The 23,560-nt window shown below is 37.2% G+C and carries 29 protein-coding genes; 6 read left to right on the forward strand and 23 right to left on the reverse strand.

The genetic code is table 11. The features are described from left to right. Nucleotides 1-57 precede the first annotated feature (57 nt). Genes F887_RS08640 through F887_RS08630 form a run of 3 tightly spaced genes read right to left on the reverse strand, consistent with a single transcriptional unit; the run spans nt 58 to nt 1,875 of the window. Nucleotides 58-414, reverse strand: coding sequence for a winged helix-turn-helix domain-containing protein (locus F887_RS08640; protein WP_005294286.1), 357 nt, complete (start codon nt 412-414; stop codon nt 58-60). 55 nt (nt 415-469) lie between these two features. Further along, nucleotides 470-1,579 carry an S-(hydroxymethyl)glutathione dehydrogenase/class III alcohol dehydrogenase gene (locus tag F887_RS08635; RefSeq protein ID WP_032863131.1) on the reverse strand — a complete coding sequence of 370 codons (1,110 nt, stop codon included), beginning with the start codon at nt 1,577-1,579 and terminating at the stop codon, nt 470-472. Nucleotides 1,580-1,599: 20 nt separating this feature from the next. Then, complete coding sequence (locus F887_RS08630) at nt 1,600-1,875, reverse strand: metal/formaldehyde-sensitive transcriptional repressor (protein ID WP_004653592.1); 276 nt, start codon at nt 1,873-1,875, stop codon at nt 1,600-1,602. A gap of 278 nt (nt 1,876-2,153) precedes the next feature. Between F887_RS08630 and F887_RS08625 the strand changes: the two genes are divergently transcribed. Then, entirely contained in the window at nt 2,154-3,677 is a 1,524-nt protein-coding gene (locus tag F887_RS08625; RefSeq protein WP_005294290.1) for a phospholipase D family protein, read from the forward strand. Between the two features lies 1 nt (nt 3,678). Here the strand turns inward: F887_RS08625 and F887_RS08620 are convergent, their stop codons facing one another. From F887_RS08620 to F887_RS08605, 4 genes are all read right to left on the reverse strand, one after another. Then, nucleotides 3,679-4,125 (reverse strand): DUF6334 family protein, encoded by a 447-nt coding sequence (locus tag F887_RS08620; RefSeq protein WP_005294293.1) that lies wholly within the window; start codon nt 4,123-4,125, stop codon nt 3,679-3,681. A 27-nt stretch (nt 4,126-4,152) separates the two neighbouring features. Continuing rightward, nucleotides 4,153-4,743 (reverse strand): uracil-DNA glycosylase family protein, encoded by a 591-nt coding sequence (locus F887_RS08615; protein ID WP_005294294.1) that lies wholly within the window; start codon nt 4,741-4,743, stop codon nt 4,153-4,155. Nucleotides 4,744-4,992: 249 nt separating this feature from the next. After that, a complete protein-coding gene (locus F887_RS08610; protein ID WP_005294296.1) occupies nt 4,993-5,274 on the reverse strand; it encodes a hypothetical protein in 282 nt (93 codons plus the stop codon). 12 nt (nt 5,275-5,286) lie between these two features. Further along, on the reverse strand, nt 5,287-6,171 hold the full coding sequence (locus F887_RS08605; RefSeq protein ID WP_005294298.1) for a phage antirepressor N-terminal domain-containing protein: 885 nt from the start codon (nt 6,169-6,171) through the stop codon (nt 5,287-5,289). A gap of 142 nt (nt 6,172-6,313) precedes the next feature. On the opposite strand from F887_RS08605, the gene F887_RS08600 reads away from it, so the two are divergent. Next, a complete protein-coding gene (locus F887_RS08600) occupies nt 6,314-6,709 on the forward strand; it encodes a hypothetical protein (RefSeq protein WP_005294300.1) in 396 nt (131 codons plus the stop codon). Between the two features lie 24 nt (nt 6,710-6,733). Here F887_RS08600 and F887_RS08595 read toward each other — a convergent pair whose 3' ends face one another. Continuing rightward, nucleotides 6,734-8,626, reverse strand: coding sequence for a hypothetical protein (locus F887_RS08595; RefSeq protein WP_005294302.1), 1,893 nt, complete (start codon nt 8,624-8,626; stop codon nt 6,734-6,736). Nucleotides 8,627-8,989: 363 nt separating this feature from the next. Here F887_RS08595 and F887_RS08590 point away from each other — a divergent pair, with 363 nt between their 5' ends. Then, on the forward strand, nt 8,990-9,703 hold the full coding sequence (locus tag F887_RS08590; RefSeq protein WP_005294304.1) for a hypothetical protein: 714 nt from the start codon (nt 8,990-8,992) through the stop codon (nt 9,701-9,703). 12 nt (nt 9,704-9,715) lie between these two features. Then, nucleotides 9,716-10,825, forward strand: coding sequence for an ImmA/IrrE family metallo-endopeptidase (locus F887_RS08585; protein ID WP_005294307.1), 1,110 nt, complete (start codon nt 9,716-9,718; stop codon nt 10,823-10,825). A 67-nt stretch (nt 10,826-10,892) separates the two neighbouring features. Here the strand turns inward: F887_RS08585 and F887_RS08580 are convergent, their stop codons facing one another. Then, nucleotides 10,893-11,528 (reverse strand): hypothetical protein, encoded by a 636-nt coding sequence (locus F887_RS08580; protein WP_005294310.1) that lies wholly within the window; start codon nt 11,526-11,528, stop codon nt 10,893-10,895. A gap of 88 nt (nt 11,529-11,616) precedes the next feature. On the opposite strand from F887_RS08580, the gene F887_RS08575 reads away from it, so the two are divergent. Next, on the forward strand, nt 11,617-11,865 hold the full coding sequence (locus F887_RS08575; RefSeq protein WP_005294312.1) for a CPCC family cysteine-rich protein: 249 nt from the start codon (nt 11,617-11,619) through the stop codon (nt 11,863-11,865). 154 nt (nt 11,866-12,019) lie between these two features. Further along, a complete protein-coding gene (locus tag F887_RS18805) occupies nt 12,020-12,646 on the forward strand; it encodes a hypothetical protein (RefSeq protein WP_005294313.1) in 627 nt (208 codons plus the stop codon). Between the two features lie 146 nt (nt 12,647-12,792). Here F887_RS18805 and F887_RS08570 read toward each other — a convergent pair whose 3' ends face one another. The 14 genes from F887_RS08570 to F887_RS18475 all read right to left on the reverse strand — a co-directional run bounded on the left by F887_RS08570 (nt 12,793) and on the right by F887_RS18475 (nt 23,488). Continuing rightward, nucleotides 12,793-13,347 carry a lysozyme gene (locus F887_RS08570; protein ID WP_005294316.1) on the reverse strand — a complete coding sequence of 185 codons (555 nt, stop codon included), beginning with the start codon at nt 13,345-13,347 and terminating at the stop codon, nt 12,793-12,795. Between the two features lie 104 nt (nt 13,348-13,451). Continuing rightward, a complete protein-coding gene (locus F887_RS08565; protein WP_005294318.1) occupies nt 13,452-14,243 on the reverse strand; it encodes a DUF4882 family protein in 792 nt (263 codons plus the stop codon). A 169-nt stretch (nt 14,244-14,412) separates the two neighbouring features. Further along, nucleotides 14,413-15,120: a hypothetical protein gene (locus F887_RS08560; RefSeq protein ID WP_005294320.1), complete on the reverse strand. Its 708-nt coding sequence runs from the start codon at nt 15,118-15,120 to the stop codon at nt 14,413-14,415. A 214-nt stretch (nt 15,121-15,334) separates the two neighbouring features. After that, entirely contained in the window at nt 15,335-15,547 is a 213-nt protein-coding gene (locus F887_RS08555) for a hypothetical protein (RefSeq protein WP_005294322.1), read from the reverse strand. Further along, on the reverse strand, nt 15,537-15,818 hold the full coding sequence (locus F887_RS08550; RefSeq protein WP_005294324.1) for a phage holin family protein: 282 nt from the start codon (nt 15,816-15,818) through the stop codon (nt 15,537-15,539). Before F887_RS08550 ends, F887_RS08555 begins: the two co-directional genes overlap by 11 nt. 63 nt (nt 15,819-15,881) lie before the next feature. Further along, a complete protein-coding gene (locus F887_RS08545; protein WP_005294327.1) occupies nt 15,882-19,313 on the reverse strand; it encodes a host specificity factor TipJ family phage tail protein in 3,432 nt (1,143 codons plus the stop codon). Beyond that, a complete protein-coding gene (locus tag F887_RS08540; protein WP_005294330.1) occupies nt 19,306-19,668 on the reverse strand; it encodes a hypothetical protein in 363 nt (120 codons plus the stop codon). Before F887_RS08540 ends, F887_RS08545 begins: the two co-directional genes overlap by 8 nt. After that, nucleotides 19,665-20,171 carry a DUF1833 family protein gene (locus F887_RS08535; protein ID WP_005294332.1) on the reverse strand — a complete coding sequence of 169 codons (507 nt, stop codon included), beginning with the start codon at nt 20,169-20,171 and terminating at the stop codon, nt 19,665-19,667. The genes F887_RS08540 and F887_RS08535 overlap by 4 nt, the downstream gene beginning before the upstream one ends. After that, nucleotides 20,171-20,569: a hypothetical protein gene (locus F887_RS08530; RefSeq protein WP_005294335.1), complete on the reverse strand. Its 399-nt coding sequence runs from the start codon at nt 20,567-20,569 to the stop codon at nt 20,171-20,173. The genes F887_RS08535 and F887_RS08530 overlap by 1 nt, the downstream gene beginning before the upstream one ends. A 79-nt stretch (nt 20,570-20,648) precedes the next feature. Further along, a complete protein-coding gene (locus F887_RS18150) occupies nt 20,649-21,347 on the reverse strand; it encodes a DUF1353 domain-containing protein (RefSeq protein WP_005294339.1) in 699 nt (232 codons plus the stop codon). A gap of 19 nt (nt 21,348-21,366) precedes the next feature. Then, entirely contained in the window at nt 21,367-22,068 is a 702-nt protein-coding gene (locus tag F887_RS08525; protein ID WP_005294342.1) for a hypothetical protein, read from the reverse strand. Between the two features lie 177 nt (nt 22,069-22,245). After that, nucleotides 22,246-22,542: a hypothetical protein gene (locus F887_RS08520; RefSeq protein WP_005294345.1), complete on the reverse strand. Its 297-nt coding sequence runs from the start codon at nt 22,540-22,542 to the stop codon at nt 22,246-22,248. 80 nt (nt 22,543-22,622) lie between these two features. Continuing rightward, nucleotides 22,623-23,333: a phage antirepressor KilAC domain-containing protein gene (locus F887_RS08515; protein WP_005294352.1), complete on the reverse strand. Its 711-nt coding sequence runs from the start codon at nt 23,331-23,333 to the stop codon at nt 22,623-22,625. 32 nt (nt 23,334-23,365) lie between these two features. After that, nucleotides 23,366-23,488 (reverse strand): toxin-antitoxin system HicB family antitoxin, encoded by a 123-nt coding sequence (locus F887_RS18475; RefSeq protein WP_155757582.1) that lies wholly within the window; start codon nt 23,486-23,488, stop codon nt 23,366-23,368. Nucleotides 23,489-23,560: the final 72 nt, after the last annotated feature.

The raw sequence follows: 23,560 nt of genomic DNA on the forward strand, positions 1-23,560 counted from the left end.
AGAAAAGATCAGCGCAAATGTGGGGCGGTTCTTGGTAAATTGTTTCTTTTTATAAAATTATTTATTTACTTTCAGGTAATTCGCTATATCTTCAAATTCAGAAGCAACGGACTGAATCGCCTGTTGTTCCATGGTTCTAAACTTTCTTAAAATGACTTGCCCCAATTCAGTCACGATTGCACCACCACCATGCGTTCCTCCAGTTTGGGTTTCAACAAGGTGAGAATGAAAGCATTGATTCATGGTATCGACCAGCTGCCACGCACGTCGATAACTCATATCCATGGATTTGGCTGCTTGAGAAATTGAGCCTGTACGCTGGATGGCTTCGAGTAATTCTGCTTTGCCAGGGCCAAAGGCAATCTGTTCATCAGACAAGATACGAAGATGTAATTTTAAACGCGGCTTTGACATTTCGGCTTACCAAGATTTGATGATGCATCACATCATCAAATCTTATCATTGAAATTTAGAAATGAATCACAGTACGAATTGACTTACCTTCATGCATTAAATCAAAGGCATCATTAATATCGTCCAAAGGCATCGTATGCGTTACGAATGGCTCAAGCTGAATCTCACCTTTCATTGCATCTTCAACCATTTTAGGCAGTTGTGAACGGCCTTTTACACCACCAAAAGCAGTTCCCATCCATTTACGCCCTGTCACCAACTGGAATGGACGCGTTGAGATTTCCTGACCTGCACCTGCAACGCCAATAATCACCGATTGTCCCCAACCACGGTGTGCACATTCGAGTGCAGAACGCATGACATTAGTATTGCCAATACATTCAAAAGAGTGATCAACCCCCCAACCTGTCATCTCCACGATCACTTGTTGAATTGGCTGTTCATAATCTTTTGGATTGAGGCAATCTGTTGCCCCAAACTGTTTTGCCAACTCAAATTTATCTGGATTGGTATCAACTACGATAACCCGCCCAGCTTTGGCCTGACGCGCACCTTGTACCACAGCAAGACCAATACCGCCTAAGCCAAATACAGCAACACTATCGCCTTCCTGCACTTTAGCAGTGTTATGAACAGCACCAATGCCTGTGGTCACACCACAACCCAATAAACAGACTTGTTCATGATTGGCTTCTGGATTGATTTTTGCCAAAGACACTTCAGCAACCACTGTATATTCACTAAAAGTTGAACATCCCATATAGTGATAAATCGGTTGGCCGTTATAAGAAAAACGAGTGGTGCCATCTGGCATCACGCCTTTACCTTGAGTGGCACGCACGGCAACACAGAGATTGGTCTTACCTGATTTACAGAATAGACATTCTTTGCATTCAGCGGTATAGAGTGGAATCACATGATCACCCACTGCAACGCTGGTGACACCTTCACCCACCTGAACCACAACCCCAGCCCCTTCATGGCCAAGTACTGCTGGGAAAACACCTTCAGGATCATCACCCGATAGTGTGAAAGCATCGGTATGACATACCCCTGTATGGGTAATTTTAATGAGGACTTCACCTGCTTTAGGTGGCTCAACATCAAGTTCTACGATTTGTAATGGTTCACCTGCGGCAAAAGCGACGGCTGCACGAGATTTAATCACAATGACACTCCTGAATTTTACTTTAAATAAGATTTAAGAATTTTACTGACTTGAATAAGCTCTTGACTGCGTTGCAACTCAGAAGATTCACCGACAACTAAAGTATCTTTTAAATGAATTTCGAGTAGTTCAGTCATCAAACCATTTAATGCACCGCGAACTGCACAGATTTGCTGCAAGATATCAGCGCATTCTGTGTCATTTTCCAAAGCACGTTCAACACTCTGGACTTGACCCTGAATTCGCCTTACACGCGTGAGAATCTTTTTTTTATCCTCTAATTGTTTAGGCATAATGTCGACCACATTAAATCTAAAAATATACTATACACCAGTATAGTAATTTAGCTCAATATTTATTGATCCACAGATGATAATGTCGCATTCATTCAAACTGATTTATATCGAGAAAAAATAATAAAAGTTATAACCAGTTGATTCCGTTTACAATTACATTTAACCCTTGGAAAGAAAAATCATTTGGATATATAAGAAAATCAACCACCTATAAATTATTATTGGATTCACGCTTGATCAATAAAATGATAAACAATTCATACCATTTCAAGATAATGACCGTTGTTATTATATTCGGAATAAGTGGCTGCGCTTTGCCGCCCAATCAAAATCATGATCGGAGTAATTCCTTGCAAACTAAAACAAAGTGGATGAACGACCCACAAGCCGATCTCAATATTGAAAATGGTCTAACTGCATTTTTAGCTTTAGATGATGCCTTTTTAAGTATTGCATCGCGTACTCATTTAATTCGAAATGCCAAACATCAGCTTGATTTGCAATATTATATTTGGAATGACGATGCTATTGGCAACATGATGCTGAACGAGCTGTTAAAAGCTGCTGATCGTGGGGTAAAGGTCCGTTTATTGATTGACGATCAAAATGGCGTACAACTCGATAAAACTCTAAAAGCCCTCTCGCAGCATCCTAATTTTGAAATTCGTATTTTTAATCCCTATAAATTTCGGCATTTAAGAGTGATTGACTATGTGTTTAGACTAAAGCAAATTAATCATCGCATGCACAATAAACTGACCATTGCAGATGCATCAATTGCTGTCACGGGTGGCAGAAACATTAGCAGTGAATATTTTGAAGCCAGTGATCAATTCCAGTTTAGCGATATGGATATTGTATTTTATGGCAAAGCAGTTGATCACGCGGAACACGTCTTTAATGAGTTTTGGGACAGCGATCTGAGCTATCCAACTGAGCAATTGATTGGAACTGGTCAACCTCAACAACTTGAAAACTTAAGACAAACCTTTAAAGCTATAGACAAAATTGATACGCCGACAGAAGAAAAACTAGAAACAGCACAGGATTATTTAAAATTACGCTTACAGAATTACCCGATTCAATGGGCCAAAGCACATTTTGTCGCTGATCCACCGAATAAAGTATTGGGACAAGCGAAACAAGAAGACCTTTTGTTTTGGCAAGTGCTGCAACTCAAGGGCAAGCCTGAAAAGCATATGGAATTGGTTTCTGCTTATTTTGTACCAACGCAACAAGGAACGGACTATCTCAGTAAATTATCTAAAGATGGAGTCAAAGTTCGGGTTCTGACCAATAGCCTAGTTGCCAATGATGTCGCTGTGGTTCATTCATTTTATAGCCTATACCGTAAACCACTCTTGCAAAATGGCGTACAACTTTATGAATTCAAACCGAATATTGAAAGAAAAAAACGTTTTTGGTATGAAATCGCAACAGGTAGTGTCATTCCCGCCAAAGGTAAAAACCGTTCGAGCTTACATGCTAAATTCTTCGACATAGATGGCAAAGTATTTATTGGTTCATTCAATTTCGACCCTCGCTCTGCACACTTAAATACAGAAGTCGGTCTAGTAGTGGAATCGGATCAATTGCAGGATCAAATTACGGCCATGCTGGATCAGCGTTTACTTCAAGTTGCGTATAAACTCAAACTTGATAAAAAAGGTAATATTGTCTGGTATGAGCATAAAGAAAACGGTGAGATCGTGGAGCATCACCATGATCCTGAAAGCACTAAATTTCAGCGATTCACCATGAAACTTGTGTCCTACTTACCTATTGAATGGATGATGTAGATTAAATTAAATAGGTATCAATTCCTGTCGAACTTAATTCATACTGCAAACCAGAAGCTAAAGCAATCAAAGTTAGTGTTGCATGAAACGAGTGATTTTCATCTGTCAGTTTTCCACTAAATAATTTTAATTTAACTCCATCGGTGTAACCCCTATCATTGATAATGGCAAATAATGTTCCTATTTCTAAGCCTTTTAAATTAGAAAGGCTATTAAACTCTTCATATTCATCAAAATTTATCTCTAATTGAGTTTTAAGGATTAATTCAACTTCATCAAATTCACGATTTACTTGAAACACCCAAAACTTATAGTCAATTTCAATCATTAATTGTTCTATAGAAAATGAATTCTCTGTGCTATTTTCATCTTTATATAAATAAATATTATCAATTCTTCTGAGGCCTCTTTCGTCCTTTATACTCTCAAAAATATTACTTCGAATCATCTTTACACCTCTTATTGTTTTATATAACTATACCAAGCCAATTTGCTCAAAAAATTGTTGATAGACTTCTGCTTTCTTTTCCAGTGCTAACGGATAGGCACGGGATGATGATGGTAAGCGATATAAATTCAACGCTCGATCAGCATAATTGACCTGTACAGATTGACCAATCATTGGCTTGGCGATGTGATCAGGGAAATGCTGCATCAGCGTATCTGTTGCTTTATCTCCTGTGGTCATAATGGTGTGGCACAACGGAATCTGCTCAAGTAATTTTGATAAATCTGTCGGTGTGACAATCTCTAAAAATTTATCTGATGCATTGCCTTGTAAGCGCTTCACTTGATAGGCCGTATCAAAGATACCAATGCCTATTTGAGTTAAAAACTCACGGATGTGCTGTTCTTTAAAGTTTTTATTGGGCAAATCTAAAAAATGATCTTTATCTTTAAAGAAAATCAGACCAAAAATTCGCCACATATCATTTTGATAATTCGGATAGTAAAAATCCATCTTCCAACGAGTTTGCGGCGGTGGAAAACTGCCGAGCATTAACAGCTTTGCAGTCGCAGGTAAAAACGGTTGTAATGGATGTGTTTCTATTTCTATATCAGTCATTTATATAAAGAGCCAAATTTTAAATTGAGCGAAAAGTTTCGTTTATTTTATAGAATTTTACGGTTTTTTGCTTGGGTCTTTTGTTGGTGAAAATTTCACCTTAACAAAATTTTAACAAAATATTCGCAATATCATTTTTTTCTTTGAGCTTTGAGTTTGCCGATCTGACAGCAATAGATTGAGTGAAAACCTGCTCTCAAAATATAAAAAAAACCGCTTAAAGAAGCGGTTTCGGTAGAAGTCAACAAATTAAGAAGCCATCTCTTCATCTAAGCTTTTATAGGAGTCCTCCTGCTCTTTACTGAATGCCATGGAATCTTGAATCATGCTTTCAGTGATTCGAAAAAGCCTAATCATTTCTTTAAATACGGATTCAGGTACGTTGTAGACCTTGGCCAGATATTCAATGGTTCGCTCTTGCTTGTACTGGATTGCATCCAGCATTGCTGCAATATCGGCAACTTGCTCATATGCTAATGCAAAGCCTTCAGCTACGTCACTTGCGTCATAAGATTCAATCAGGGTTTTCATTTTTATTCCCCTTTATTTATCTATGTAATTTAAAGAAAGAAAATTCGAATAGTTTCTATCCATGTTCATCAATCTGTTCATTAAGCCTTGCAGATCCAGATTCTCATTTTGCCAGTCATGTGTTTGAGCAATTTGAAATAGAGATGAATAGTTTCGTTCACCCAACAATAAGCGTGCTTCATACGCACCACTTTTAAAATGATCATGGATGCCATAACTCATTTTTGGATTTAATTGCTGCATTGCAATACCGAACTCACTCCACCATTGGTTTAGCCATACCATATGTAAAGCAAGATTACGGATATTCGCCTCTTCTTCGAGGCTGCGTAGTTTCATTGTTTCAAGGAACGTTACTGAGTCATTGAAATGGATAGCAAGTAAATCTTTATAACTCGATACTTTGAAGTGTTGATGGTGTCTATGCCACATCTCTGTACGTTTCTTGACGCTGCCTTCACAGCGCCGATCGACAATTGCTTTAAGCTCAGCAATTTGGCGGTTATTGATTTTGATACGTGTGTCTAAATATTTTTGATTTGATGTTTGGCCTCTCGTCCAGTAATCCCAAAGCACATCATCACATTCATTTTGATAAGTGATGACTTTATCTCTTAGCTCAGCTTTGACTTTATTTGCATGGATTGAATATAACCATGCAGCCAGTTTTCGAACAGGCAAGCAAATCATAAGTCGCTCTTTACCATCATTGGCAACTGTGGTGATTTCCACCATAGTTGAATCAAAACGATCTTTTAACTTCACAAACTGGCTTTTCCAATCTAAACCCATGCCATCAACAATGGGTTTCATTGGTGTATACGGTTGTCCGTTGTATTCGACTATTAGTAAATTTGCGCCGTGAAACGGTACACTTATTTGTGTTAGACTATTCATGTCTTTTTTCTCTCTGAAAATTGATAACAAGCCCCGTAGCCGTCCAAAGTTCCGGGGCTTTCTTTTTGTCACTAATTTAGTAACATTGACATTAATTTATTATAATACTAATCTAGTGTCAATATGAGATTTGGTGCTAAAAATGAACGAGAAAGCTCGAATACAAAATCAAGACGATTGGAAGCGTACACAAATTCGCATTCCAATTGCACTTTATGAAGATGTGGTTCAACATGCTGAACAGCATAATATCTCGCTGAATTATGCCATGCTTGAATTAATGGATAGAGGTATACATTCCTTATCTAAAAAGGATGGTCAAAAAACTGGTCGTTCAATTTATTTTAATGATCTAAATTGTGTTGAAGATTTGAAAGAAATATCTCTTCGAGAACAACAAGAGCAAGTTACCGTAATGATCTCAAAAATCTTTTATGATCATCCTGAGTACCACCTTATCAATATTGAAACCCTTAACGATGGGAAGAAAATTCGTTATTGGTATTCTATTCCTAGAGGTGAGAGTTTTAGGGATTAAAAAAGCACCGTGAGGTGCTTTTTTTCATATTTTTCTGCTATATCTTTTCAAGATATATTCAGGTATAACATCAATGATAGGAGGGATTTCTTTCCCAATTTTTTCTCGAAAACTATTAATTAACTCCTCTACATCTTCATCATCATTTAAATCAGCAATCCCATCTAATAAGTTTTCTAATAATTGAATATTAATAATTCTTTCATGCTTAAGGATTTGTGTATACAATAAATTTCTATCTATTGGTAAATACATTTCTCCAGGTTCAAAACCCCAAAACTCCTTATAAACAAGATTTAATCGCATTCTATGAGAAAACTGCAATCGACAATAATCTCTAATTAAAATTTTTATTGAATCTTTAATATTAGAATAATCAAAGTCTACATTTTTAATAAAATTAACAAATTTTATAGAAAAATAATTTAAATCATCACAACTCATGAACTTTAGAGAATCATCCATCATTTTTTTTAAAGGATAGTTAACACCTGAATATTGCTCAAAAATAATTTTACTGCGAAACTCATCATCGAATTGCTTATGAATAGAATAAGTTTCACCAATTGCTTCTTTAACAAATTCAATAAAATCAATAAATTTTATATCAAAATTTAAATCAGGATTTATAATAATCATCAGCTCACTCGTTATCTTATGAGCAGGTAATTTAATACGCTTCCTTAAGAGTGTATCTCTCGATATTTCTCTCATAAATTCTCTTCTAGAAGGAGCAACACAAAAGAGATTAATAAACATTTCATTTAGCTCTTTATTATTAAGTAACATAACCAAATCCAACATACAGCTATATAGCCTTTTTTTTAAAAAACTATCTGTAAAATCATGTATAACAAGGTTATGCAATAAAGTTTCCAAATATTCGTAAAAATATTTTGTTGAGTTTTTTAAATCATAAAAAGCCAGAATTCTCATCCCATCAACTACATTCTCTAAAACATGTATACTATTAAAGAAAAATTTATCACTTTGAATTTTTTTAGCCATATGATAATAAGCATTCTTTGTAATATTCAAATAATCCTTATGTATCTCCAAAATAGATAAATAGGATTTAATTTCAATCAATTCATTTTCATTAATTTTTTCAGCATATTTCAACAAATTTTTCAAACGATTTGAGTTGTATTTTTTAGCATTTATTTTTACAATATCTCTTTCCTTAAAAACATTTGGAGTAATATCTACAATTTTATTAAAATCTTTATAAACAATACTCATTTCAGATTCTTTATTATCCCGTACATCATCAAAATTACAACTCGATGCTGTTATAGCAAATCCAATATTATCAAAATGGGAATATGCTTTACCATTATTTCCTGTATTAGGCTGACCCCACGATGGAAAAGCCGATTTTATTTCATTCCCATGATATTGAATAGTTACTCTTAACGTTTTCAATGGATCACTAAAATTAGAATAGCCTACTATCTGCCCTTCAGAAGATGCTTCTGTGTCAATATTGTTTAATGCTTCTGAAATTGTTTCTTTAACCTTTTTTTCATCAAAATCAGCTGGAAATAATGTTTTCCATAAATAACCAGATTTATAATAATTATCTGGATATTTTGTAATGTTTGCAGCTTTCCCAGAGTAAAAACTTTTAGGTAACCTTAAAACTATAGTGCCATTTTGTAATTCTCGTGCATAATACCATCCTTGATGAATCCGATGATCATAGTTAAGGATATTTACCAATCCATTATTTTTACTTTTTAAATTTAACCATCCTTTAATTGTATGCATTCCACCAGAAAGTATTGGCTGAATAACTTTAAAACCATCTTTAACCTCAGGTCTTAAGGATAAATCCCCCTTAATAATATGATCCATTGCTTTATCTGATAAATTTAATTTTAATCCGTTTTCAGCTTCAAAAACTTCTACTATCATAATTTTCTCCTTTTATAAATATTTGCAAAATTCAACTTGCGTAAAAACGGATGACTGCAAAATTTTTTAGTTGCAAAGTACACCACAATTAGAAAAATTTCTCTAGCTATAAGTCAAAATTATTCAGCAATCTTCCAGCTCACAACATCATTATTTTCACACTTACCTCAATAAGACTAATAGTGCTTTATAAGAACTCCGCAGTTTGGACATTGTTTATAGTTAATTAGATTTTCACTCATTTATTCCTTTGCTATGTAAATATGTTTTTTAGAAGTAGCTTAATTTTATCAAAATGTCTTTTTTTAAACATCAAAAGATGTTATAAAAAAGACATTCGCTATCTTATTGGACTTTGTTTTTATGAATTTGGATATGTTTGACAATGAATTCCTTCGGGATTCGGAACCAACACCTTGCGACTTCTTCAGTGGAGAAGAAGCTATCGCAAAAGCTAGAGAATTGGGTCTGCCAGATCCTTACATAGTCACACAAGCAATCATGGTCGGTGACTCAGAGTTTAGAACCAATACATACTGTAATAGAGCCAGATTTATTTCTCGATGGGGAAAAATTGGGGAGCAACTTGCCTTGCTTCTTAAAAAATCCGATCCAGCTTGGGTTTACCATAATGAAAGCCAACCAAGACTAGAAAACACAGATAAGAAAATTCAGATTATTTTCATGAGCGGCAATTTGGCCCTTGGTCATCCAGAGCTTATGTTATCAGCCCTGTGTGAGAAAGGCTTCATGACTTTGAAGAATATTAAAGAAAATCAATCTAGCTATGATGATGCTTCAAAGTTAAGAACCTGGATTCTTTATTTCCCTTCTACATCTCATCCAGCTTACACAGCAACAGATATCCCAACTATTCCATTTGAAATTGCATATCCAACAAGCTTCGTACAAACACCTGATAAGACAAAAATTGACATATTACCTAGTAATCACACTTGCAGAATTGCATTTGAGATAGATAATACTCATCCTGTCGACAATGATCCTAAAAAGCCAATATTGGAACCATCTAATGAAATTAAACCAGATGATTTTGATATTCAGCTTGTAGTCTAATTTGAGGTTAACGTGTTTAGTAAAGATCGTTTACGGATTGCTAAAGACTTACGTGGTCTTAGCAATACTGATTTTGCAGAAAAACTAAGCTGTTCACTATCCAAAGTGAAGCAGCTTTTAGATGCAGATAAAGAAATCAGTGAAAATGATCAAACCGAGATCTGTAGAGTCTTAAATTTGCCGATGTCATTTTTTATTGAAAATGATATGCAGCCACATGAAACTGAACAGATATTTTATAGATCTGTCGCTAGAATTAAGGCACAGCATCGTAAAGCCAATGAGGCTTACACCCTTCTAGCAAAGAATATTAATACCTATTTGCTCAATACAGTTAAGTTGCCTCAGTTCTCACGTCCTGATTTGGACATTACAGAAGTGCAGGATCAGCACTATCGTTATGTTGATCATTTTGCAATTGAATTAAGGGCATTATGGGGCTTAGGTGTACAGCCAATTAACAATATTGTCTCTCTCTGTGAGCTAAAAGGTATCCGCATTTTCAGACTTCCAAATGAAGTTAAAGAAATTGATGCACTCTCCTATTTCGATGATGAAAGTGGTTCGCCATTCATGTTTCTAAATAACTTCAAGTCAGCAGAACGTTCACGTTTTGATTGCGCACATGAGCTTGGCCATATCATTATGCATACTCATAACCGCAAGGTTCGTGAAGAAAAGGATAATAAATTATTAGAGATTGAAGCGGATCAGTTTGCCTCTGAGTTCTTAATGCCTAGCGAAGCTTTTTTTGCAACTACTCCACGCTATCTATCAATCGACAATATGATTGACTATAAGAAAACTTGGAGAACTTCATTAAAAGCTGTGAACTACAAAGCTCATAAACTAGGTTTAATTAGTGACTGGATTAATCGTAGCAATTTGATGAAAATTAATTCTCTTGGGTATCACCTTGAAGAACCCGAAGAAACCCACCGTGATGAAAGTATGATGCTTCCAAAGATCGTCTCATTACTGGTTTCCCAACCAACATTTGACAAAAATAAGATGTTGGATGAAATAGGTATTTCTGAAGATGATTTTAACCAATTAACCTTTGATGCACTTGCTAAAGTGGATATCCCGAAGAAGAAAACCAAACTTTATATTGTTGATTAGAAAAAAGCTGGCTTACCGCCAGCTTTTTTAAACTAGATGGAGAAAATAGTCTGTAGTGCTTCTCTTTTTACATATTTTCCACGGTAGACTCAACTTGCTTAAAGGCTTCATTTTCAAAATCATGTAAGAAAATTCCACATTCAGCACATTTCTGAGCATAATTTAGACAAAAATAGGCTAAATAAAGAAAAAGTGCAGGAAGAACAACAAATCCTATGGAGTTCAACAAAACACCTTTTTCGTAATAATATTGAATCCAAGATGTGTATTTATGGATAATAATGAAAGGCATCAACCCAATAAAGCAAAAAATAGCATACCCCACAACTGCAAGGATAATTTTTAAAGCATTGTACCTTGGCTTCAGTTTAATTATTTTACCACTCTCATCTCTTTCTTTTTTTAATAATCCTCTTATCTTTGAATATAACTGAACCCAGGCATCTGCATTCTCATAGACCGAGAAAAATTTTGCTTCTTCATAAGTCAAATATTCATTATTAAACAGATGTTTTGCCATTCTATCTCGATAAAGAATAGACTTACTTTCTATTCCATTCTCAAAATCAGCAGCAAGCTTTAGAAGCTCGGCTTGATGCTCTCGACTATGCTTAAATTTCGATATTCTGTTATTCAAAATGCAAAGTACAATTGGTATAACTAATGCTGCAATCACCCCAGTGATTTTTAATAAAGTTTCCATATTTCAAAAAGCTATTTTATATAATTAAGTTTGTAAGCTATCCATTTATTGGTTTTTCTTAACTTTGTCAACAAAATAGGAAAATAGAATGCTCTACCCGTGCTTATGCTGTGGCTACTTAACCAGAGACGAACCATCTAACGGCTACTATGACATTTGCCCTGTATGCTTCTGGGAGGATGATCCTGTACAAGCAGAAGACCATGATTGGTGTGGTGGTGCAAACGTACCTTCACTAAACCAAGCCCGTGAAAACTTTAAAAAGTATGGAGCCATGGAAAAACGATTTGTTAAGGATGTGAGAAAGCCGAGGAATGAGGAGATTCCGAAGGGTTAGATTGTGTTTATCAGAGATTTGGAAAAAAGATAGGAATTGGCCCCTGCTTTGTTCCTAATCGTAACTGGTCGATGAGTAGAGATAAGTTGAGTAAAAATCTCTTTACTTGGAATGATTTATTGATTATTAATAATTAATTTATAAATTAATTATTATGCGTATAACAAAAGACAATGTAGTTAATGCAGTATGTATATTTGGAATAGTAGTAACTATTTGTGTAATCCTCACAATAATCTTAAAAACTTTCTATGCTCAAGCAATAGATATAGCTTTTGTTAAAGATATTTTCTCAATCGGCTCAACTTTAGCTGCTGCATTAATAGCAATTGCACTATTCAATGACTGGAAAGAACAACATAACAAGACCATACTTGCACCAGAAGCCATTGAAATTTATAAAAATATCAACTCAGATATTAAACTTTGCGTTGATTATAATTACGCGGTTAAAACAAAAAGAGGAGAGTCTTTTCAAGATGATTTAGCTTTAGAAATTTTAGATGAATTTAAAAAATGTATGGATGCAAAAAGTAATCGAATAATTGATTTGAAATATTTCTCGACATTAGCACAGAATGAAGAAATAACTAGTTTGACATTTGATTATTCAGAAGTTTTCAATAAATACTTAGATTTTCTTGAATCAACAAGTTCCAAGCAACCCTATGACATGATTGATCAAAAATTTATCGATATAACTTATGATTTTATGCGTGACGCAGTTAATTTTCAGTTTAAAATAAATACTGCGTTAAGTAACTATATATTAATTAAATAAATTATGCCCCAGCCCTCATCAGAGGGCCTTTACACATATGCCGACATGAATATTGTTATTGATCGTATGTGCTGTGCAACCAGATAAAAAACACAAGATACAGGCGCTTATGATCAATGAAATCACTGAGCGCCTGCAGTGATAAATTACTTTTTTAAGAACAACTCTCGTTCTGCTGCACGGCGACGAACCAAGCCTTTCATGACTTTACCACCGCCTCTATTCCATTTCGGAAATTCATCAGCTGCAGCTTTATAATTGCCAGCATTCAGTAGTTTTACCAATGTAGATCCTTTAAACGCGGCTTCACCAATGTTGTAAGCAAGGCTCACTAATGCATCAAACTGATTTTGATTAACTACAACTTTCACAGCTTGATTTACTGCCGCCTCAAAACGCCTCAAATCATGTTGAAAAAAGGACACTGCTTGCGCTTTGGTACAACTATCACCTCTTTTCACTTTAATGCCATTTGGATAAACAGTGGTGCCGTAGCCGATCGTCCAGACACCCACACCATCATCATAGGCAGTAAGCACAAGATCTTCGAAACTGGTGATTAAATTGATACCCACTTGGCTAGTTTTCATTCCACCTGATTGGAACTCATCAATTAGATCATTAAATTGATCAACTTGCTTTTGGGTAATTTTGCCACCAAGCAGCACACGGGCGGCATCAAAAAAGGCTTTACGATCCATATTGCTTTCCTCTAGGTAATAAAAAACCCACTCAAAGAGTGGGCCACTTGTTATTCAATAAATTTTAACTGTTCAAACAATAATGCCGATAAATGAGATCGAAATCAGAGCGGTATTTCACAGATATCTTTCGTACCAGCTGCATAAGTTAGAGCGATTTTACTTTTATCCGTCATAAGCTCACCAGAAATTGTTTTGCCGATATTTGGATCACTGCCTTTAAATCCCATTGCAATACCATATGTGATAAATCCGATTCTATTTGGTGTACTACTAAATGAATCAATATAACCTTTATTCACCCCATTGATATTTAAACCAATTTGTTTTGAATTTTGGTTAATAAAAACACCAACCCTTAATCCCAATGCGGGAATAGACGAAACTGGATATGATTGAGAAGTCTCACCACTTCCATCATTTTTGCTAAAAGAAACAATGAGATTGATTCCATTTCTTGGATCATTGATTAAGTTGATAGCCCCCACTTTTATAGTTTTGTTTGTATCTGAAAGGATAAAACTCTGCCCTATAGAAACATAACTATCATTCGTAATAGGCGTATTAATAAAGTTATCAATCAAAAATTCAAAAGCATATTCACCACTTATACCAATATTTTTATCAGAAATTACATTCTGATTATTAGTCGTTGTACTTTGTGCTACAGCAGAACTAGTCCCCATATACATTTGGACTGTATTTGAAGTAGATTGAAAGCTAGGAATTAAAAACGAACTTTTCTGATTGATAAGAATTGGAAATTTTGCAGTTGGAATATTACTAGGTAATGCAGAAATTTCTGCAGGTGTGGCATCAAAGTTATAAGTACAGGCCGCAAAAGCACTTCCTATGGTGCTCACACTAATTAATGTACCAATTATTAGTCTTTTCACTTATTTCACCTTTTTTATAATTGAACGTTCAGTATAAATAAACATCTATAAAATATTGCTAAATCAGATGAGTGGAAATAAACGAAAGCACCCTAAGGTGCTTTAATTTCTACTCACCCTTGTTTATATATTGGCCTTAATTAAGGTCATTTCTTGTATTGATCCTGCTTTAGCTTACCGAAACAGTTGTCGTAAACATTTCAATTTCGTCGTTAACAGTAGCAATCACGTTAAAATACGCAGTTCCCACAAATGCTGGAATAGTTTGTGTTTCACGGAAAAGCTCGATCGTTCCATCAGTTGAAGTTATAACATGCTCTACAGCAGTTGCTGATACATAAATCATTGAGTATTTTACAGGCAAGTCCGTAGTTTGATATGAAGTGCCAAGAAGAGTTAACCCCAAACCTGGATTCCCTGAACCATCATTGATACAGTTAAATCCAATATTGGCTTGGCCTGCTGCGACACCATTTACGTCTGCTAGGCGTGCTCCACTCAATACCCCTGATGTTAAAGACATCACATTAGGAACAATCATTTCAAGCTTGTCACCAATATTTGCTGTAATGCCAGCATGATAACCATATGCCAGATCTGGGGAATTTTCAGTTCCCAAATCAAGCTGCCCCTCTGTCCAACTCAATACCCCATTCTCATAAGTACAGTTGGTTAGTGTCCAGTCAGATGTATCAGGATTGGGAATACTGGTAACCCCAATTACACTAAATCCAGGCAGCACATCTACCTGTTCAAGATTAGTCATAACCTGATCATAAGATACGTCATTTTGAATACGTACAAGTGCGACATGACCTTCTGGAATATTAGTATCTGTTAAATTTTCAAATAGCATTTCTACTGCGTTGTTTACCATGAGCAAACTCCTTTAAAATTATGTTTTAGTTGCTTTAAAAGTTTAGTTTATTCAAATAATTGCCCTTAAGAGCTATTCTTTAGTACTTGAACAACTTCTTTATTTTTAACACTGGATTTTTGTGAAATACAGAGAGTTGAAATCAAAATAATATGTTTAGAAAATTAGATCTGAACAAAACCGCCCTAAGGCGGCTATTTATAGATTGCGATATCTAACTGTCTTTATCTTTTTTCTTTTCCTGCTCCGAACTACCAAAGTAGAAACCACAGGCCGTTGTCATTGCTCCAGCAATAAAACCTAAGGCTGTATTGATGAGGTTGCTGTTCTCCCGTGGCATATCAACAAAAAATAAAGCAATCACCAGTACAAACATCAGCCCAACTAATGCAAAGGCCAAATAAGCCCGAGTTTGTTCACTTGTCATCAATATCCCCTTTTAAACGATCTTTGGTCTGCTCGTATTGCTGTTTACGCAATTCATGGATCTCTTGTGCTCGCTTATCATCACGCCGCTTAAAGTACAACGTAGTAAAAAATGAAATCACACCGATGAAGACTGAAAACCATACTGCCCAATCGATACTTGCTGCATACGCTGCCACTGATGCCCCCGCTGATACATATGAAACTTTTGGTGCTGTTGCTGCGATTGTGTTTGTAGCAGCTTCAACCGCGCTTGCTGCATGTTCTTGCATTTCCTGTCTCCGATAGACAATAAAAAAGCACCCGTTTGGGTGCTTATATAAAGATTAAGGCTGTTAAAGCGTTTGTAAAATTTGTCCTCCATTGATTATTTGTAGGTTCAGTAGTGGTATGCCAATGATTGCAGGTCCACCAAGCCCTGGCTCGCCTTCAAGTGTCCCGTGATACCGCCAGTTCCATTCCCCAGCATTAATCGACTTGGTACCACGCTGACCCCAACCGCCACCATTACCAGAAAGTGGTGTTACAGAATCGCCATTATTCCTTTGATACCCACGACCTGAAATATCTCTTTGGGCATCAGAAACCTTATCGGTTTGATAGTTATTATTGAAATAACTTCTGAATTGAGGCACTTCTTGGCTAATGGGTACATCAGTTAAAACTCTACCAAATGGTGCACCACCGCCACCTGGAGCACCTTGAATGGCATAGTTATATTTCGTACTAATACCACTTGGTGTTGCCCCACCACCTGAGCCACCACGTGCAACAATTCCACCATCAATGATCAAGTTCACCTTGCTATGGCGAACCAATAAGCCTGGTGCACCCGGACTACCATCACGACGTGTTTTAGTGAAGTTGGTTTCGTAATCGTTCTCCCAACCACCATAAGCCGCATGTGCAATACCACCATCTCCACCACGACCAACAACAGCCCCTTTAACAGTCAGATTTACCACCAAATTGGGAGGAAATTCACCCGTATCGATTGCAGGAACCTCTCTCATTTCAGGCACAATATATTTAATCGAAGGACGATCATTCCAGTGCTTATAGATCAATTCAGTCAATGGTCGGAACGCACTTGAACTTAAAATCAAGACACCAGGCTCTACCACAAAATTGATTTCTCCTGCCGTTGGCAACTCACCTCTTTGCATTTGATATAACCGCGCCAAATTGAGATCTAACTGGTCGTAACGAATATAGATTGGAGTATCGTCAACGGGTGTATCGGTAAAGTCTTTATCGTTGAGATAATAGCGATCGTCATAGTTAATCGCTGTAATTTTATTGGTCATCTGATCCACGGGCTCTCTCTTGGCCACCAGATAAGGTAAAGAGCCTTTGGTATCATCGTTGACCACGATATAAGTGGTATTGATGTAATCCTCTGGATTTAGCTTAAGCGGGCCGTTTGGTAATCGACCTAAAATGACCTTATTCTTCGCAGTACCAGCGGTCACTGGAATCAGGTCCACACTTCCATCACTCATCTGCAGATAGATCACATAACTTTTGCCTGCAATAAAATCTACATCATGACTGAGTGTAAGAATTAAGCCCTCTTGTTGAAGAACATCCCCGCTCTGATGAATGCCGTTACGATAATCTGCTACCGCAATACGATCCCGTAAAACCAATAGTTCTGATTCAGAAGCGGCATCGAAGGTGATGGATTTACGTTGAAAGCGCATCTTGTTCCAAAGCCGGTATGCATTGAAATGGGCTTGCCACTTATTGCGTACACCAACTGATTTCACTTCTTTAGGATTCTTGGCACTTTTGTCAGGCAAATAGATATTGATACGACTGTCATCTGTAGGATCTGTATACTCGTAGATCAGCCCGTCATAGTCATCCATTAGACCAAAACTTAAGTCTTTCTGATAAGTATCAGGATAAATATTTCTGAAATTGAACAGTAGTACAGAGTTATTCGTTGGCCGTTCAAAATACAATTTAAGTTTGTTGTTCTGACGGTAAGCCGTACAACCCACAGCATCACAGAGATTGGTCACCAGTTCTTCAAAGGATAAGTTTGTATCATCAATGGTTGCACAGAACTCAGCGGCAAGTGGCGTACCGAAGTAATCCACTATCTCAAAGTAAGTACGGTAAATATTCTCTAAATCCAACTCATCAACGGTACGACGACCAATCTTGTCATCCAATGCCATAGAGACTAAAGCATCGGCAAAGCTTGATGTTGGAAATACCTCTTTCGTCATTTCTCCATTTTGATAAAAAGGAAGCATTCGCTGCAGATCAAAATTAATCTTCCGCGTCTTAACCGATAAAGCACCTGTGGTGGCATAGGTTCTAGCGCGAAAAACCGTTTCAAACTCATAACGTGTACTTTGCAACGGGAAAGCACCATAGAGAGCTTGCCACTTCACCTCATCCACAACACTGGGCGCATTGATTACTCCAGTCACACGGCGTGCACGAACACTACAACGGCCCTGAAAGGTGGTCATATCCAGCGTGACACCCACAGTCTGGCGTGATTTAGAGGATCCATTCATTTTGATCCGTTGAATCATTGGATTACCTAATGGCTCGCCTGCTACATTTACAGGTGTAACTTCAACTTCAATCGTAACGTCCACATATCCCTGATTATTACCCTCATAAACTGCATAAAGACCATTACTCGCAACAAAGTTACAGAGCACACGGTTACGCTCAACATTGTCCAGGACAAATGGCCCAATCCATTTCTCGCCGATAGATACAATCCTTGGTGATAATTCAGCAGTTTTCTGAGTAGCAAGTTCTTTCAGTATCCACCAACCCAGATTGACTGCAGCAGGATTAGATAAAGTCATACGGTCATACCCGACCGACAAAACACTGTAGACACCATCCAGATGATAAAACTGGTTATTGAACCAGAAACCACTATTAGTGATTTCTACCCGATCATTACTCACGAACTTGGTGGTTAAATCCGTGAAATTTGATGCAGATCTTAAAATCTCATTTGGATAACCAAATCTCAGGTGATTAGTGCCTTCAAGTACTTGTGTATCTGCTGACCGTAGGATCTGACCATTGACTGAATTCTGCTGTTGCACGGACAAAGGTGGCGTTGTAATTTCACTACCAATCGAAAAGTACGGATTTCCATGAACGATGTCGATATCAGGGCTATACACCTCAATTGACGCACCAGCAATATCGACAATATTGGTCTCACCGTCATACGCGCCTTTGATGTGATAATGACCACGGCCAATACACCCCACAATATGCTCGACCTCTACATTATTCTCATACACCTTGTAAGGCACAGCAATCAGGTCTGGCGTATCGTTCACTGCCCCAAATATCTCAGCAATCCGACCATTTACCCGCATCTTGTTCTCACGGTTAGAGAGCTCGTTATTGGCAGATGAGGATTGATTGTTATTTTGGTTGGTCTGGACAATCGAAGGCGTTGGCATCAATAAAGCGACAGCAACCCCAACCACCAAAGAAACCACTGCTGCAATGACTGCGGCGATGCCCTTGGGGTTTTCAATCACAATGAATGTGCCAGGTAGAAAATCCAGTTGCTTCAGATCATATGCATTTTTCGGAGTGACTTCATTGGCCACGGAAATTTCAGCATGTTCCATATCGCTTGGATTGTAGAAAATACGCAGATGCTCAGGCATGTGCTCATACTTTGCAGTCAACCATTGTCCTAAGGTGGCAGCCCGTTCAATCACTTTCTTTTCAGATAAAGGATCTTGTTTATAAATAATCTTAATCATAGTAACTGACCCGACTAAACCCCATAGCCATTACGACTTGTTCAGATAAATAAGACACTCCGCCTTCCATTAGATGCAGAACCTTACCCCCACGAAAAAGCCCCACATGCGGGGGCTTGTTTCTTAGTCTTGGGTGGAAGGCAACAATACAGCCCTCCTTGGGCATGGGCAGCGGATTTAACAATTTCAATCGTGATGGTAAAAAAGTGATTTCGCCCTTAGGCTGCATAAACAACTCCAGTGCTTCACCACGGTCTATCTCATATAGATCCATTGCCGCCTCATGGGCAAAGTGAACGCAGTTATAACGTTCCTGATCATATTGCCGATCGAGTAAATGGTCATGACTTTTCATAAAGCTCCCTTGAGACCAGTGAAGCGATCTAGTGAGAAGATATCACCTGTCTTGGCGGTATTCAGTCGTGGTGATTCAGCTTTAAAGGTTACCGCTTTGTGATCCATGGCCACACCTGAGAGTTGCAGTCCAAGCAGGTAATACATCGGTGAATTGAGATTGTCTGAGCTGTAGAGTCGATAATTAACCGTTGGCTTAATGTCGGGATATTGACCCTCCATCACCCGCTCAAATTCGTCAGGCAACACATCACCTAACCCAGAGATTGAAATCGATAATGACTGGTCCAGATCGCCGAGCATGCCCGATCTCTGAATCTTTGCTGGTAGATATTCATAGAACAGTTGACTGCCATCAGATTGATGGCGCACATATACACCTTGATCATCATTGCGGACAACCCGATAGGTATTTATAAAAGATGGATGTGTCAGTTCAATACACTCCAGTTGGTAAATATCAACCGTGCGATTGAGAAAAAACTTTGCGTATTCCTGATCCATTACACCACCCAATCTTTAATTAAAGCCTGATCAGCATTCGGATCCCGCTGATTTTGTACTACCTCCAACTGGGCATTGACCCGATACAAGTTACCATTGACCTCATTGGTCTTGAATGAGTTGGGGATAAAGTTGCACTGGTACTGCTGACGTGTGCCCTGATCGATTACCAGATCTGCATAGAATGAAGCTGGCATAGTCTGGTAGATCCGCCAAAAGGCCATCATCTTATTGAAGTCGGCTTTGCTTAAGTTCCAATTCACATCAACAATATGGCTATTACGCTTTACATCGATGTAATAGCGGCCACGACCACCATCAAACTGCTGACGCTTCACATCATCACCTGGTGTCACGCCATAACCATTGGTTTGAGGATTAAGTTTTAACTTGTACATAACTTTCCTTCAGGTAATAAAATAAAAAATCCGCACTCGGCGGATTTTTTAACTTTATTAAAAAAATGTTTTAATTCAATTATTCATAGATAGATTGATTTCCAACAAAGTCCTCTATATTTTGCGTACTATTCAGAATATCAGGTCGTAGTTCCGCAGCTTTTTTTTCGATTTCCTCTAAAGATATGTCTGGATTAGATGAAATAGTCTGATCTAATTCAATATAATCATTTATGAACTCAATTGAATCTGGTTCTAATTTGTTAGCAACATGGAGTGTTTCAATAGATATTGCCCCAAAGGACTTTACGCATACACTCTCTTTGTAGCCATTACATGGTTGACCTTTAATTTTTTTTATCCAAACATTACTACCAACAAGTACAGCACCAAACATTAATTTAGCTTTTGCTACATCTACTTTCGAAGCTAGCAATGCATCATAAAACATTCTATTCGTTTGATACCAACTTCGTACATGTTGTCTGCAATAGTGATCATGTAATACAACAGCTTTCATAATCTCTGGTTCAAATCTTTGAACTAAAATTTTTACTGGTTTTTCAATTACCTTGGGTATTGTTGCTCCATCAGTTTCTGTTCCCGCCTCAGCGTACCAAACTAGACCATTAGGATCCGTAAATTTTATGGACTCAATAGTGAAGCATTTTTCAACTTTTTCACAATCAATTGGTGTGAGCTTAACCTCACCTTCAAATTCAGCAAATACATTCATTGATGTGATCAAAAGTGCACTAAATGCAAGAAATTTTTTCATTTTAATTCCCTAACTTTTTTTATTTTTCAATTAGATTAGTACTAAACATTAGCATATAACTATTTTCTGATTGCTCTCGATATTTAATATCAGAAAATTGGCTTGGTAATGGCTTGCCATCTTCAATTCCTGAAGCCAGTTTTTTAGTTTGGTGATTAACCCAGCCAACGCCGAGACTATAACTTCTATTTTTTGTTTTGAATGTCACTTGTGGACCTATAGCGAATCCTCTTAATAAACTTGAAGTCGCATTTGCATCGAATAGTTTTGCTCCAACAAAGCCCCCATAGCAAACCTTTACATTTCCATCATTTACTGGCTGTCCACAAATTGTGTCTTTTTCTTTGTTCACAAAATTTCGCCAAGCCATAGACCAGTTTGCTGTAAACCACAAACTTGGTACAGTTCTATATTCTTTATCAATACTCACGATACGATCTGTACCATTTGTTGTAGCAGTGTCGATATAATTCCCCTGTCTGTATTGTTCAACCCCAATACCTAGACCAAGCCCCATAAATGATGATTTTCCATCGCTATCGTCAACAACAGGAAAAGGATTATTTGTTTTTTCAGGATCTTTAGGTTTCTCCTCTACCTTGTTCCCAGCTTCTTGATTGTTTTTTTCATCTATGGGGTTGGTATTTGTGCCTCCAAAACAACCAAATGCAATAGTCGACAATAAGACCCCAACAAACATTTTATTCACAGATTTTTTCATTTTTAAACCATTTTTTGATTATTGTTCTTTTAATAAACAATAGTTTAACCTCTTACGTCAACAAATAAAAAACAGACCTACTTAACTGTTATATAAGATAAAAAAATGGTACGAATTGACAAATTTTGACTATAAAAAAACCACCCCGAAAGGTGGCTTGATTAGATTAAGTATGATTTATGATTTGCTATCTACTTCGGCTTGGTAATGGTCTTCCTGCTTTTTACTAAACTCAAGTGAGTCCTGAATCATGCTTTCAGTGATTCGAAAAAGCCTAATGAGCTCTTTGAATACGGATTCAGGAACGTTATAGACCTTGCCCACATATTCAATGGTTCGCTCTTGCTTATGCTGGATTGCATCAAGCATTGCAGCAATATCGGAAACTTGCTCGTATGCTAATGCAAAGCCTTCTGCAACATCACTTGCATCATAGGCTTGATTTTTACTTCCTATCTGTACCATACTGTTCATGTTGTTTATTACTCCATGTGATGACAATGCTAAGCCCTTTGATTCCTGCAAGTTTCGTGAGGGCTTTTTTATTGCCTGAATTATGCATTTTGATTTCCTAATAGCTTTGAAAGCTTAGTCAGCCCCTTTGAGGTTACTCTCACCTGCTCCGTGATTTTAGCTGAGCCATCTCCACGGGTGATTTCGGTTACCTTATGTTCTAAGTACCCAGACTGAACTTTTTCTTGGTAGCCCAAGTAATGTGCTGAGCCTGTACGTTTATAAATCCACTGTTTTTGATTCAGCCATGAGATCAGATCTTTCGGTCGCATTTGTAATGCTTTCGCTGTATCTGTTAGGCATAAGCTACCATCTGCTGTCGCAATACGATCAAAAGCTTCAACTGTTGGCTGCATAACTTCTACTTGCTGTTCTAGCTCGATTACTTTTTCTGAATATGTCAGTAAGGCATTTCGCAAAGTATGTGGATCTGCCAATAGTTTCATTGGATCAATTGGTTTAGCAACTTGAGCTTCTAGTTCCTGCCAACGATCTACTAAGCGAGCTGTGAACTCTGGGCAAAGTTGAGCAACGACAATGATGCTGTCCCGTTTACCTTGTTCACCTGTGAATACGAAAAATGTACTTGGTCGACCTGCTGTAGGCTTTTCCTCAATTTGAGGAGAAGTAATAACACCTTGGTTTACAAGAGTTTCAATCGTGCGCTTAACATTATCATGGCGCTTTTCTACAAGTTCAGAAATTTCTAAACTTGTCATTGATTGAGTTAACACTGGGATAATTGCATTCATGCTTTTACCTCTTTAGTTTGATTTACCATTAACTAAACTGCTTTATTGATTAAATAATTCATTGAGCGTTCTTCTTGCTGAGCTTTCGCTTTCAGCTTCTTGTGTAAGTCAGCATCAAGCCGACCTTTGATATATACAAATTTTATAGATTTCATTTCTGCTCCATATGCCACAAATTGTGGCATATAATAAATATAGCCACACATTGTGGTATTGTAAATAGATAG

Origin of the sequence: Acinetobacter sp. NIPH 2100, from assembly GCF_000369805.1 — a bacterium.
In the GTDB taxonomy this organism is placed as follows: domain Bacteria; phylum Pseudomonadota; class Gammaproteobacteria; order Pseudomonadales; family Moraxellaceae; genus Acinetobacter.